This is a genomic window from Corallococcus sp. AB030 (assembly GCF_003668965.1).
Lineage (GTDB): Bacteria > Myxococcota > Myxococcia > Myxococcales > Myxococcaceae > Corallococcus > Corallococcus exiguus.
Genome location: NZ_RAWQ01000005.1, coordinates 64949 through 78192 on the forward strand (window position 1 = coordinate 64949; position 13244 = coordinate 78192).

Annotated in this window: 9 protein-coding genes; 4 read left to right on the forward strand and 5 right to left on the reverse strand. The window is 70.4% G+C overall.

The window, feature by feature from the left end; all coding sequences use genetic code 11:
* Positions 1 to 555 (forward strand): hypothetical protein, encoded by a 555-nt coding sequence (locus D7Y15_RS02480; RefSeq protein ID WP_169821335.1) that lies wholly within the window; start codon positions 1 to 3, stop codon positions 553 to 555.
* Here the strand turns inward: D7Y15_RS02480 and D7Y15_RS02485 are convergent, their stop codons facing one another.
* The 5 genes from D7Y15_RS02485 to D7Y15_RS02505 all read right to left on the reverse strand — a co-directional run bounded on the left by D7Y15_RS02485 (position 556) and on the right by D7Y15_RS02505 (position 7725).
* On the reverse strand, positions 556 to 1266 hold the full coding sequence (locus tag D7Y15_RS02485; RefSeq protein ID WP_120575144.1) for a hypothetical protein: 711 nt from the start codon (positions 1264 to 1266) through the stop codon (positions 556 to 558).
* The gene (locus D7Y15_RS02490; protein ID WP_120575145.1) at positions 1266 to 2249 is read right to left on the reverse strand and encodes a hypothetical protein; all 984 of its coding nucleotides are present in this window, start codon (positions 2247 to 2249) and stop codon (positions 1266 to 1268) included. The genes D7Y15_RS02485 and D7Y15_RS02490 overlap by 1 nt, the downstream gene beginning before the upstream one ends.
* The gene (locus tag D7Y15_RS02495; protein WP_120575146.1) at positions 2249 to 3787 is read right to left on the reverse strand and encodes a pilus assembly protein TadG-related protein; all 1539 of its coding nucleotides are present in this window, start codon (positions 3785 to 3787) and stop codon (positions 2249 to 2251) included. The genes D7Y15_RS02490 and D7Y15_RS02495 overlap by 1 nt, the downstream gene beginning before the upstream one ends.
* Complete coding sequence (locus tag D7Y15_RS02500) at positions 3766 to 4563, reverse strand: TadE/TadG family type IV pilus assembly protein (RefSeq protein WP_121751587.1); 798 nt, start codon at positions 4561 to 4563, stop codon at positions 3766 to 3768. Before D7Y15_RS02500 ends, D7Y15_RS02495 begins: the two co-directional genes overlap by 22 nt.
* Positions 4564 to 4665: 102 nt before the next feature.
* Complete coding sequence (locus D7Y15_RS02505) at positions 4666 to 7725, reverse strand: helicase-related protein (RefSeq protein ID WP_121751588.1); 3060 nt, start codon at positions 7723 to 7725, stop codon at positions 4666 to 4668.
* Positions 7726 to 8067: 342 nt separating this feature from the next.
* Between D7Y15_RS02505 and D7Y15_RS02510 the strand changes: the two genes are divergently transcribed.
* From D7Y15_RS02510 to D7Y15_RS02520, 3 genes are all read left to right on the forward strand, one after another.
* A complete protein-coding gene (locus tag D7Y15_RS02510; RefSeq protein WP_121751589.1) occupies positions 8068 to 9924 on the forward strand; it encodes an ATP-binding protein in 1857 nt (618 codons plus the stop codon).
* A 268-nt stretch (positions 9925 to 10192) separates the two neighbouring features.
* Positions 10193 to 12052, forward strand: a complete 1860-nt coding sequence (locus D7Y15_RS02515; protein WP_121751590.1) for a cytochrome C — start codon at positions 10193 to 10195, stop codon at positions 12050 to 12052.
* A 27-nt stretch (positions 12053 to 12079) separates the two neighbouring features.
* Positions 12080 to 13243 (forward strand): FIST signal transduction protein, encoded by a 1164-nt coding sequence (locus D7Y15_RS02520; protein WP_120575151.1) that lies wholly within the window; start codon positions 12080 to 12082, stop codon positions 13241 to 13243.
* Position 13244: the final 1 nt, after the last annotated feature.

Sequence of the window (13244 nt, forward strand, 5' to 3'; positions counted from 1 at the left end):
ATGGCCCGAGACGACAACGACGGTGGTGGCTTCACCGGCAAGCGCAACAAGTCCTACCGCGAGCTGGACGCGCAGCGCGGCAAGAGCAAGTACCACTCGCGCCAGGACGACCCGGCGCAGCAGAAGCTGGAGCGCAGCGCCAGCTACCAGAAATACAAGACGGCCGCGGACGCCCTCTTCACCGGCGGCGAGCTGCCGGAAGGGCTCGCGAAGACGTTCGACCCCGAAGGCAAGCGCAAGGCCCAGAAGGACGCCCTGCGCAAGGTGCAGGAGTCGGAGACGCGCGCGGACTGGGTGAAGGGCGTGGTGGACTACCTGGAGAAGTATCCGGACCTGCCCGAGGACGCGTACTTCCTCGACAGCCTCCTGGACCACCCGCGCGAGCGCATCGTGGACAAGGCGCTGGCGAAGCTGGAGTCGCTCCAGGAGGCGGGCACGCTCCAGAAGAAGCTGCCCAAGAGCCTGGACCAGCGGCTGAAGTCCATCGAGCTCACCGGCCTGGACCCCGACATGCAGGGCCGCGCCAAGGTGCTGCGCGAGAAGCTGCGCGCCTGATCAGCGCGCGCGCTGCTGGTGGATGAGCACCACGTCGCGCTGACCCTCCTTGGAGGGCTGGTGCGTGAGCCGCAGCTCCGCGCCGGGCCGCGAGTACAGGCCGGGCTCATCGCCGCGCTTCCACCCGGCCTTCGCCAGGGCGTCGTCGTAGAAGGCGTCCACCTGCGGGCCCGTGAGCGGCACCTGGAAGGTGAGCGTGCGTGAGCCCTCCGCGTTGACGCGCAGCACGCCGTTCGCTTGCGGCGGCAGTGGCGCGAAGTCCCCCGCCGCTTCCTGTGGACGCGCCAGCGCGTGGTTGGCCTCACCCAGGTACAGCGTGGTGGTGCCATCCGGCTGCGGCATCATCACCACGGTGTAGGTGATGCGCCGCTTTGGATCCAACGCGGTGAGCATGGCCGCGTTGTTCGCGTACTGCGCCTGCTCCTTGCCGGGCGGCACGTAGAGGCCGCCGTCGCGGAACGCGTCCGCGAAGCGCTGCACCAGGTCCCGGATGTTCTCCTTCACGTGCACCGCGCGCAGCGCCACCGGGATGCCACCCGCCTCCACGATGTCGCTGGACTCCACGTGGGCGATGACCTGGAGCCGGGGCCACGCGAAGCGCGGCGCGGCCTGCTGCACGCCCGCGTCCGGCACGCCCGCGTCGGGAGCCGCCTGGGCGGACAGCCCCAGCAGCAGCGAGAGCACCGCTCCCGCCACGCGCCCGGCGCGCATCAATGCGGCACGCCTCCCAGCCATTTGTTGCGCCGGCCGTCGTTCCGGTAGGTGGGGGAGAGGTTGTCCGCCACGAAGGGGGTGGTCTCCCAGACGGTCTGGTTGCCCGCGTGCGAGCCACCGATGCTCTGCTCGTAGTTGCTCTCCGAGCCGCGGAAGCTCATGAAGAACTGGTCCTCGTTCACGCCGCCCACCGCGCCCACGCCCGCCATCAGCGCGGCGCCGGCGCTCCCACCGCCGCCGTTCTCGCGGTACACGCGCTCGGCCCACCCGTAGTAGTCCACGTTCCCGCAGGTGCCCCCGCTGTCGATCATGAGCGGGCACTCACGGCCCTCCGCCACGGAGGACAGGCCCCAGTCATCCAGCAGCATGAAGAAGCGCCGGGTGCAGCGCCCGCCCGACGCGCGCCCCGCCGCGCACACGCGGAACTGGTCGCTGGCGAGCCGGTGCGACACCTTGAAGAACTCCGGCTCCATGAAGTTGCCCAGCCGCTCCGCGCGCAACGTCGTGGAGGCGTTGCAGGAGATGCCGTCGGACTGGGTGGCCATGGCCAGCCCCAGCGCCGTCGAGCCTGGATCCGCGTCCACCGGGCGGGTGCCCAGGATGCCCACGGGGCTGCCCGCGGGCCGCGTCGGCTCGCAGTCCACGTTCACCCGCGTGGCGCGCGCGATGGCCAGCTGGAAGGTCATCGCGCCGCTGGCGTGGCTGGCCCGGCCGTCGAAGTCCTGGTAGCGCCCCGCGGCCTCCGACGACGCCAGGGCCTCCGCGTTGGCGCGCTGGAAGACGCCGGCCTGCGGGTTGTGCATCACGTGCCCGGTGGCCTCCCACAGCGCGAAGTTGGCGGCCTCCTGCACCTTGAGCGTCAGCGCGCCCACCTCCGCGAAGTAGATGCCGAACAGGAGGATGGTGACGAACACCATGGAGCCCAGGGCCGTCTCGACGAGCGCCTGTCCCCGGCGCGACGTGGAAGCGCGCGCGCGCATCAGTACTTCCCTCCCGTGCTGCTGCCGCCCCGGTAGCCGGCGTTGTCCAGGCGGCGCAGCGCTTCCGCGTGCTCGGAGAAGCCCGCCTGCTGCAGGCTGTTCGCGGGCTTGTCGTCGCGGGCGCCCTCGGTGCTCACCAGCGTGGCGCGCCAGAAGGGGTTGAGGAAGTTGGGCGGCTCCTCCCAACCGCCGCCCACCGCCGCCGGCCGGGGCCGGTGGTAGTAGGCGAGCCCCGCGGCCAGGGCCACCTGGTTGCGCTGCACGTCCTCGCGGCCGGTGGGCAGGATGCGCCCGAGCGGCGCGGCGTTGTCGAACTCCGTCTCCTGGTTCGCGAACTTGAAGGTGAACAGCAGGTTCCAGGGGTCCGGCTTCGCGCGGCGCGCGTCGCTGGCGTAGTCGCGGTGGAGCATCGCGTACAGCTTGGGCTGGCCGTAGTCGTTCTCGTCGGCGTTGCCGTGCAGGAGCCCCGCGTTGAAGCCCACCGAATAAGGCCAGATGCCGGGGCACACCACGCAGGCGCCCAGCGTGTGGCGTTCATCCACGGTGGTGTTGTTCTCCGCGCCCTGGCCGGGCGGCGCCTTCGCGCCGTAGACGTGCTGGTCCTCGAGGGACTGGCGCTCGTCGGACATCACCCACGCGTCCGTCGCCCCGGCGGTGTAGGGGGTCCCGTCCGGGCAGATGCCGGTGACGGCGCGGCCGTGGTCGTGCGCCCACGAGTTGCGGCCGGAGATGGTCTGGTAGGTGGAGGAGTCCATCGCGGACGCGCTGCCGTAGTGATGGAAGCCCGGGTTGTGCGCGGCGGCGCCAGAGCCGAAGCCCGCGCTGCCGCTCCCCCGGTTGTGCACCCACGTCCAGCCCAGGCTGCCCATGGTGGCGTTGAGCGTGGCGGTGCCCTGGCCTCCGCCCGTGGGCATCACCGCGCCGGAGGTCGCCGGCACCGAGCCCGTCTTCTCCTGCTGCATCAGGTCGTCGTAGCTGGAGCCGGAGGACGCGCCGCCGGACACCTCCGACAGGGACTTGTTGGCGCCCTCGGGCTGGGCGGCCAGCTCCGGGTTGATCTCCTTGGCGATGAGCCGGGTGAGGTTCTGGTTCGCCAGGTGCGTGCCCACCAGATGGTTGTAGATGGCCAGCTCCGCGCGGAACATGGAGCTCGCGCGCCCCTGCAGCATCTGCACCTGCGTGGCCGCCGCCTGGTCCAGGGCGGACCAGTCGTTGCCGGGCATGGCACATGGGGACGTCTGCCGCGCGGCGTACTGCTGGCTGCCGAAGCTGATCATCGACTGCGTGCCCGCCATGGCCACCATGTGGGCAATCTGGGCGCGGTTCATCACCGCGATGGCGTTGAACGTGCGCGCCGTGGACACCGCCTGGCTGTAGGCCGCCGCGTCCGCCGCCATCTGGATTTCGACGCGCTCCTTGGCGCGCATGCCGAAGCCCAGCGTGAGCAGCACCATCAGCGTGAGCAGGAGGAACGTCAGCGAGAACAGCACCAGCGCCTGACCGCGCGCGCCGGACTTCAGAAGCCGTGCAGGCTGCATCCGGCACCTCCATTGAAGTTCGACGCCTTCACCGGGGTCATCATCCGCATGGCCGCGTGGACCTGGATGGGGAACAGGTAGTGGCCCTGCGCGTTCCAGCGCAGCATCCGCTCGCCCAGGTCGCCGCCGGGCCAGTCATCCGGCCCCAGCTCCACGTCGGTGTCCGCCCACCAGTCCGACTGCTTCTGCGCCGGGTTGAGCGGGTTCGCGTCCGTGTAGTTCTTGAGGTGGAACTGGGCCAGGAACATGCGGCTCATCACCCAGTCCGCGAACGGGATGCGCATGTAGTACCAGGCCACCATGCGGATCTCGAGCGTGCGCCGCTGCATCTCCGCATTGGAGTCCGTGGGCACGTCGAACAGCAGGTCCTCGTCGCCCGCGAGGCTGCGCACCCAGGCGGGATCCGGCGACTCACGGACGATCTCCACCATGGGCCCCTCGGTGAAGAGCGTCCCCCGCGAGCCGCGCACGCGCAGGTAGTTGCGCTTGCGCTCGTCAAAGGCGTTGGCCAGCTGCGCGGGCGTGCGCGTGTGCTCCACCGTGGGCAGCATCGTCACCAGCGCCGCGTGCGTCATCGCCTCGCAGCTGCCGTGGTTGAGGCTGCCCGCGCGCACCGCGCGGTACACCGCCACCTGCGCCAGGATGCGGCCCTGCAGCAGCATGAAGAGCTGCAGCGAGCCCAGCACCATGAACACCACGAGCGGCATGCACAGCGCCGCTTCCACTGCGGCCTGACCGGACTCGTGCTTCCGACGCTGGGGGTGGGGGAAGGCCATAGTGGGTGAGGCTGCCTTCCTCCTAGATTCTCGATGATTGGGGAATCGGTCAAATGGCCGGAACACCGCCAGACCGATTCCATACTATCAGGACTGTTTGCCTCAGCGGTTGAGGGTGAACCCGCAGGCCGCGTCCAGCGCCACCTTCGCCCCCGCGAGCGCCTGGAGCAGGCGCTCGTAGTGATTGCGCTCCGCGTCAACCTGGGCCTCCACCTCCTCTGGGGGCAGGCCCTGGTGGGAGAGGGAGAGGCGCAGGCGGGCGGCGGCCGAGTCGCGCTCCACCTCGATGGCCGCCCGGGCCTTCTTCGCGGACCGGCCGAGCTCCGCCTCGGCGGCGGCCTGGGCCACGGGCAGCGCGGCGTCCACGAAGGCGCCGAAGCCAGGGAAGGCCTGGTGGACTTCATCCCCCTTCAGGGCTTTGCCGTCGGATTCCAAAGCGGTGAGTACGGAAACGTCCGCCACGGGGCCCTGGGGGCCCTCCACCACGGCGACGGGCAGGAGGGTGCGGGCCAGGAAGCGGGCCAGCTGTCGGCTGGGCACGCGGGCACCGGGCGAGGTGTCCTGGGACTCCGGCAGCTGGACGTGGAAGAGCAGCTCCAGGCCGCGCGCGGGCTTCTTCACGCTGCGCTTCTCGATGTGGCGGAAACCACTGCGGCCGTAGGGTCCGTCCTTGAGGAAGCCGAACAGCGCCTCCACCAGCGGGTGGCCGGTGGCGAAGTACTCCAGCTCCTCCGCTTCCACCGCGGTGTCGCGCCAGAAGGTGCCCAGCAAGGTGCGGTCCTGCATCACGTCGATGCCGGGCAGGCCTTCCACGTTGAGCGCGTGGCCGAACTGGAAGGCCACCTGGAAGGCCTCCACCTGTTCGTCGGTGTCCACGCCAATGCCCACGCGGCGCGCCAGCTCCGTGACGGTCTCCTCCAGGCGCTCGTCCAGGTCACGCGCCACGCTCCACAGCCCGTCCTCCAGCGGTGGAGCCTCCTCGTCGGAGTCCTCGTCGCCAGGCTCATCCCCCATGCGCTCCTGTGCGCGCGCCACCAGCCGGGCCACGGCGGGCTTGTCGAAGCTGCGCACGTCCAGCAGCGGGTCGTACGCGCGCTTCACCTGCTCACGCGCCGCCTCCACGCGGGTCTTCAGCTCCGCGGCGTACTCCACGCGCGCCTCGCGGGGCAGCAGGGCCAGGTCCGCGATGCGGTCCTCCACCTCCTCCAGCACCGCGTCCAGGCCGCCCACCGTCTCACCGAAGACGCCCACGGCGTCCGCCAGCAGCATCAGCACGTCCGACGCGAGCGTGCCCGCGGGGTCGAAGACGTGGATCTCCACCGGGTGCGCCTGCCCGATGCGGTCCAGGCGGCCGATGCGCTGCTCCACCGTGGAGGGGCTCCACGGCAGGTCGTAGTGGACCAGGTGGTGCGCGAACTGGAAGTTGCGGCCCTCGCCGCCCACTTCCGTGCACAGGAGCACGCGGGGGCCTTCCGGGTCGCGGAAGCGCGCCACCTGACGGTCGCGCTCCACGAGCGGCAAATCGCCGTGGTAGCCCAGCGCCTCCACGCCCTCGCGCGACAGCTCCGACTGGAGCGAGTCCAGCGTGTCGCGGCTCTCCGTGAACACGAGCACCTTCGCGCGCGGCTCCGCATTCCAGATGCCGCGCAGCACACCCACGAACGCGATGAGCTTCGCGTCCCGGCCGGTCAGCTTGAGGTCCGCGCCCTTCAGCGCCGGGTTGGACTTCACCGCGCCCATGAACGCCGCGGGGCTGGACTCCAGGCGCCGCAGCACGTTGGCCAGCGGCGCGCCGCGCAGCGTGCCCTTCGCCAGCGTGGCGAGCGCCGTGTCACGCGCCGTCAGCTCCTCCGGCGTGAGCTGCACCGGGTGCCGGTGGAGCCTGCGCGTGGAGAAGCCGCCCACCACCGCGCGCCGGTTGCGCACCAGCCGGTCGGACAGGCTGTACGTCTCCGCCAGGTGCGCGAGCAGCGCCTCCTTCTCCTTCAGCGTCTGGAGGCTCGCGTCCTCCGGGAAGCGCTTCGCCAGCGCGGCCACGGCGGCCTTCGCGGCCTTGCCGTCGCCCTTGCCTTCCATGAGCGCGCGCACCGCGGTGGACAGCTCCTCCTGGCGCTGGAGCCGCGCCTCGAAGCCGTTCACGGACGGCGCCGTCGCCGCGTCGATGAGGGTGAGCAGGCCGTGGTACTCCGCCGGATCCAACTGCATGGGCGTGGCGGTGAGCAGCAACAGGCCCCACGAGTTCGCGGCCAGCCCCTTCGCGGCGGCGAAGGCCTTCTCGCCCTTGAGGTGGTGCGCCTCGTCGATGATGACCAGGTCCCAGAAGGCGTCCTCGGCGGCCACCTCTTCGCGGTGCTCGCGGGTGCGGCTGAGCAGCTCCAGGCTCGTCACCACCAGCGGGAAGCGCGCCCACGGAGAGACGTCCGGCGCTTCCTTCAGCGACTGCTCGTAGCGGTCCGAGTCCATCAGCGTGAAGAGCTGGTTGAACTTGTGGAACAGCTCCACCAGCCACTGCACGGTGAGGTGGCTGGGCGCCACCACCAGGCAGCGGCGCGCCAGGCCCACCAGCCGCAGCGCGCTGAACACCATGCCCGCTTCAATCGTCTTGCCCAGGCCCACTTCATCCGCCAGCACGAAGCGCGGCCGGCGCGCGGACAACACGCGCTGCACCACGCCCACCTGGTGCGGCTTCACCATCACCCGGCTGGCCAGCAGCGCGCCCAGCGCGTCACCCCGGCGCTCGTCGTCCAGCACCAGCGCCTGCTTGCGCAGCATGAACGCCTTCGCGTCCCCCACCCGCCCGTCGCGCAGCGTGGACAACAGGTCGGAGCGCGGCGCCAGCGCACGCACCTCCGACTCCGGCAGCTCGTCCTCCTCGCCCGTGTCCTCGAAGCGCACCACGTAGCGGCGCAGTCCGCGCGCGCCCGGCTCCTCGCCCAGGATGGTGGCCTTGCGTCCCTTCGGCGTCTGGATGGGCTCGCCCTTGGGCAGCTGGTAGGGAACCAGCGCACCGCCGCGCGTGGACACCAGCACCGGCGCATCCTCGCGGGACGGGAAGGCGATGAGGGCCTTGGCCCCCTGCTCCTGCAGCGACAGCAGATGCCCCACGCCCCACTCGGGCTGCGGGAGGTAGCGGACCTTCAGACCTTCGACGAGAGACGCCATATGCCGTGCAACACCTGGGTGACGAGGAAGGGGCGCTGCATAACGTCCCGGCGCCCGGAAGGCCATTTCACGGGCACCTCCACCTCTTCCAACCCCTTGATTCCAGGCCCGAGCTCCCGGAAAGCGCCGGGGCATCGTCCACCATCCGACAGCCCCGCCGCGTCCTGCCCGCCAGACCTTTCCCATCCCTGCGGGTAGGGTCCATGATTTCATGACAAACAGGTAAAAACAGGGTTATAGAATACCCTGCCCGACAGTGCGATGTCGCTCACCCCACCTTTTCGGTGATGTTGAGCGTCCTTCTGCACAGAAGCGCTCGGTGCCGTCGGGGGGGAGTGCCACATGCTGCGACGTTGGACCTTCGCTCAGCGGGTCGGGGCAGGTCTGTCCGTATGCCTTCTGGCCGGACTCATCCTGCTTGCCACCCTTGTGTCCACGGCCCACACGCTGACGGTGGACGACGGGGCCGTCCTCCATCACGCCTCCGACATCCTCTCCGGCCTGCTGGGCCTGGGCGCCCTGGTCGCGCTGGTGGTGGTGCTGCGCAACGCGCTGGGCCCCATGCACGCGGAAGCCGTGCAGAGTGAACAGCGGTTGCACCTGTTCATGGATGGCGTGAGCGACTACGCGCTGTGCTTCCTGGAGCCGGATGGCACGGTGTCCTGCTGGAGCACGGGCGCGGAGCGGCTCACCGGGTGGACGTCCTCCGACATCGTGGGCCAGCGCGTGGAGGTGCTGCACGTGCCGGACGCGGTGGCGCACGGCCTGCCCGCCTCCCACCGCGAGCGGGCCGCGCGCGAGCGGCGCCTGCAGGCGGAGGGCTGGCGGATCCGCAAGGACGGCTCGCGCTTCTGGGCGGAGACGCTGCTCACCGCGCTCTACACGGAAGGCGGCACGCTGCAGGGCTTCGCGGAGGTGACGCGCGACATCACCGAGCGCAAGCGCACCGAGCGCATGCAGGCGCTGCTCGCGGAGGCGGGACGCGTGCTGCAGCCGCAGGCCGGCGCCAAGGAGCTGGGAAACGCGCTCACCCGCCTGTGCGTGCCGGAGATCGCTGACGCGTGCGTGCTCTACCTGCCGGACGGCCAGGGCGGCGTGCGCCCCGGCGCGGTGACGTGCGCGGACGCGGCCACCCAGGCGCGGCTGTGGGAGCCGCTGTTGCGCAGGCCCTCGCAGGACGAGCCCGGCCCCGCGCGCGTCATGCACACCGGCCGCGCCGAGCGCTTCGCGGAGGTGGATCCAGACCGGCTGCCCTCCTCCGTCAGCGACAGCACCTGCGCGGAGCTGTGGCGCGCGCTGGGCGTGCGCTCCGCGCTGAGCGTGCCGCTCGTCGTGGACAACCGCGTGCTGGGCGCGCTGTGCCTCCTGTCCACCCGGCCCCACCGCCACTACGGCGCGGTGGACCAGGCCTTCCTGGAGGAGCTGTCCGCGCGCGCCGCGCTGGCGCTGGACAACGCCCGCCTGCTGGCGGCGACGCAGAACGCCCTGGAGCTCATTGGCGTGGCGGCGCACGACCTGGGCACTCCGCTCAGCTCGCTGCAGCTGCGCCTGCGCCGCATGCGCCTGCAGTGCGCGCCCGCGCACACGGAGGACCCGCGCCTGCGCGAGGGGCTGCTCCTGGCCGAGGACGAGACGAAGCGCCTGGGGCAGCTGGTGCACAACCTGCTGGACCTGTCGCGCCTGTCCGGCGGCCGGCTGGTGCTGGAGGCCCGGCCCATGGACCTGGCGGAGCTGGCGCACGAGGTGACCGCCCGCCACGAGGACCAGGCCGCCGCCGCCGGCTGCGCCCTCACCGTCCACGCCCGCGACGCGGCCCGCGGACGCTGGGACCGCCAGCGCCTGGACCGCGTCCTCACCAACCTGGTCAGCAACGCGCTCAAGTTCGGCCGGGGCCAGCCGGTGGAGGTGCATGTGAACGTGGACGAGGACTCACACCGGGTCCAGATGTCGGTGCGGGACCACGGCGCCGGCATCCCCGCCGAGGCCCAGCAGCGCCTGTTCACCCGCTTCGAGCGGGTCACGACGGACAGCCGCGCGCCGGGCTTCGGCCTGGGTCTCTACATCGTCCGCCAGCTCGTCGAAGCCCACGGCGGCACCATCCGCGTCCACTCCCGGCTGGGAGAAGGCTCGGAGTTCACGGTCGAACTCCCGTTCACCCTGGAAGCACAGGAGGAAGTGGGAAAATCGATTCGAATATGACCCTCCCGGGTGGGTTGCGCCCCAGAGGCCCTTCCCATCCAGTCACGGACAGTTCGAGTTCGCCTCTGGGTGGAATAATTCTCAGAAGTTGAATCGCTCTGTTGATTGTGGATATTCTCCGTGTGGCTAGAACTGCTCGTTTCCGGCAAAAGCCGGATTTGAGAGTGACCCTCCGCCAGCGTCCCCCCGACGCAAGGGCACCCGGGTCCACTGGCCGCGACGCTGCTTCGGCAGCCGTCCGCACATACGCGTTCGGAGGAGTCCCCTCATGGCTGGAACTGACACGATTCGGGAGCGGTGTTCTCGCACTTCCCCCCACCTGTTCACGGCGGGCCGCGCGAGCCTGCTGGCCACCCTGGCCACCCTGACGGTGGCGTGCGGCGGGCCGGAGTCCACGGAGCTGGAGTCCTCCGCCAACGTGGAGCCGCAGCTCGCGGTCCAGGGCCAGGACCTGTCGCTGGGCGACATCCTGGGCGGCGGCAACCGCGAGCCGGCCGTGGGCCTGGCGCTGGAGGTGGACAACGGCAAGGGCGTGCCCATCAAGGTGAAGGCCGGCCAGAGCTTCTGGGTGAACCAGATTGACCTGCGCGCCTCCCTCACCGCGTCCAGGGACGAGGGCGTGGACGGCCTGCGCCAGAACAGCGACTTCCTGGCCATCGGGTGGTCGGGTGTGCGCCTGGCGGACCAGGAGTTCGTGGGCCTGTCGAACCCGGACGGCACCTTCACCCGCCGCCGCTTCTACCGTGACGCCGCGTGGATGAAGGCGACCAGCCTCTTCACGGTGGAGCCGGTGGACTCGCGCGGCGTGCTGACGGGCGCCCCGGTGCTGCTGAACATCGGCAGCGACGACACCCGCCGCACGGAGCGCGACGACTTCTTCGTCCGCCGCATGCGCGCCATCCAGTGGACGCGCGACTGCCGCTCGCTCACGGACTGCAACGGCGCCCGGGCCTATGAGGAAGAGGCCCTGGTGGAGCTGCGCAACGCGTACGACCACGCGAAGAAGCAGACCCTCACCTTCAACTCCCGCACGGCGGGTCTGCGCCTGCGCTGGAGCCTGCGCCCGTTCGCCCCCTACTACATCCCCGTCACGCAGGTGTCCCAGCCGGAGTTCAGCTACGGGTTCGGCATCGACATCAAGCCCGTGACGGCGCCCCGCAAGGACGGCACGTATGCCCCCGGGTCGGACGTCACCTTCCAGATGACCCTGAAGGACGGCAAGGGCAAGCGCCTGCACAAGGCCGGGAGCCTCCCAACCTACAATGAGGTCGCACCTCCGGGCGCTCCCGGTAGCCCGGGCGGCATCCAGTACTATCAGGCGTTCTTCAACCCCACGACGACCTACTATCGCCGCAAGCACCAGGAACGGATGATGATGACGCAGCTCATCGGGCCGGCGCAGGACATCCAGCCCATCCGGACCATCGTCGACCTGGAGGCCTTCCTGGATGACTCGCAGGACGTGCAGACCATCGCCACCCCGGCGCGCGACGGCGTCTATGCGCAGTTCATGACCTTCCCCCCCGCCAACAAGCTCTTCGGCGGCGCCTTCTTCCCCAACGACGGCCGCTGGGACGCGCCCGTGAGCGACACCTGGACCTACACCCTGCCCGCGGACGTGAAGCCCGGCACCTACCTGGTGACCGCCAAGGCGCGCCGCAATTACCTGGGCGAGGACATTCCGGCGTCGCGCACCATCGAAATCCAGGTGGGGACGAAGACGCACACCAGCGCGGCCCTGACCACGGGTCCGTGCAACACCTGCCACAGCAAGGGCGGCGATCTGGGTGAAGTCCTCCATGCGAACGACAACCGCGCCGCGTGCGCGTCGTGTCATGCTCCGCTGGGCTTCGAACTGGAAGGGCCCATCTTCGTGCGCACGCACTTCATCCACTCGCGCTCCAACCGCTTCGACGCGCCCCTGGAGAAGTGCTCGTCCTGCCACCTGAAGCAGGAGACCACGCAGCGCACCAGCAAGGCCGCCTGCCTGTCGTGCCACAAGAGCTACCCTGAGAGCCACGTGGCGAAGTTCGGCCCCATCGAGAGCATGTACGTCGGCGGGGGCCGCGAGTCGTTCCAGCAGTGCACCGGCAGTTGTCACAAGACACACCCCGGCGCCGGCTTCTAGCCGCCGCCGGTTCGCACGGAGGTCCTCATGGCGCACGTGAAGATGCAGACGGCTCGTTCCACCCTCACGGATCCGGTCGCCGTCGCCGAGGACCTCCTGCGCCAGTTGCACGGCCCCCCGCCGAAGCTGGTGACGCTGTTCGCGGCCCGCCAGCGCGACCAGCGCGCGCTCAACCGCGCGGTGCGCGAGCGGCTGCCGAAGGACACCCGGCTGGTGGGCGCCACCACCGCCGGGGAGCTGGACAACAACGGCATCCACGAGAACAGCGTGGTGATGGGCGCGCTCTCCGGCGACTTCGAGGTGGGCCTGGGCCTGGGTTCGGGCCTCACCGGGGACGCCATCGCCGCGGGCGCGCAGGCCATCAAGCGCGCGTGCGAGGAGCTGGGCGTGCGTCAGCAGGACCTGGACGCGCGCCGGTACGTGGGCCTCGTGATTGACGACGGCTTCCGTTACAAGAAGGAAGAGCTGCTGCTGGGCATCCTGGAGAAGAACCAGACCCTGGTGCTCGTGGGCGGCGGCGCCAGCGACTCAGAGACGGACCCCGCGCGCCAGTCCGCCCTCATCCACGTGGATGGCGAAGTGGCCGGCGACGGCGTGCTGGTGGCCCTGTTCAAGACGAACGCGCCCTGGGCCGCGCTGCGCTCGCACTGGTACGTGCCCACCGGCGAGCGCATGACCATCACCAAGGTGGACGAGACGCACACGCGCGCCCTGGAGATCGACGGCCAGCCCGCCGCCCGGCGCTACGCGGACATCCTGGGCGTGGAGAACATCGCGGACCTGGAGTTCGGCCGGCCGGGTGGCTTCGCGCTGCGCCCCACCGCGCTCAAGGTAGGCCGCGAGTACTTCATCCGCGCCGCGTGGCGCCCCCTGGAGGACGGCTCCATCCTGTTCGCCAACCTCCTGGAGGAGGGCAGTGAGCTGGACCTGATGAAGGCTGGCGACCTGGCGGGCATGACGCGGGACTTCTTCCAGGAGGAACTGCCCAGGCGGGTGCAGAACCCCCAGGCCGCCCTCCTGTTCCACTGCAGCGGACGCCTGTGGTACGCGCAGGCCCAGGGCATGTTGCCAAAGCTCTCCGAGGCCATGAAGCTTGCACCGTCCGCTGCTGGGATGAACGTGCAATTCGAGATCTACTCGGGCTTCCACATCAACACCACGCTGACCGTGCTCGCGTTCGGCTCCAACTAAA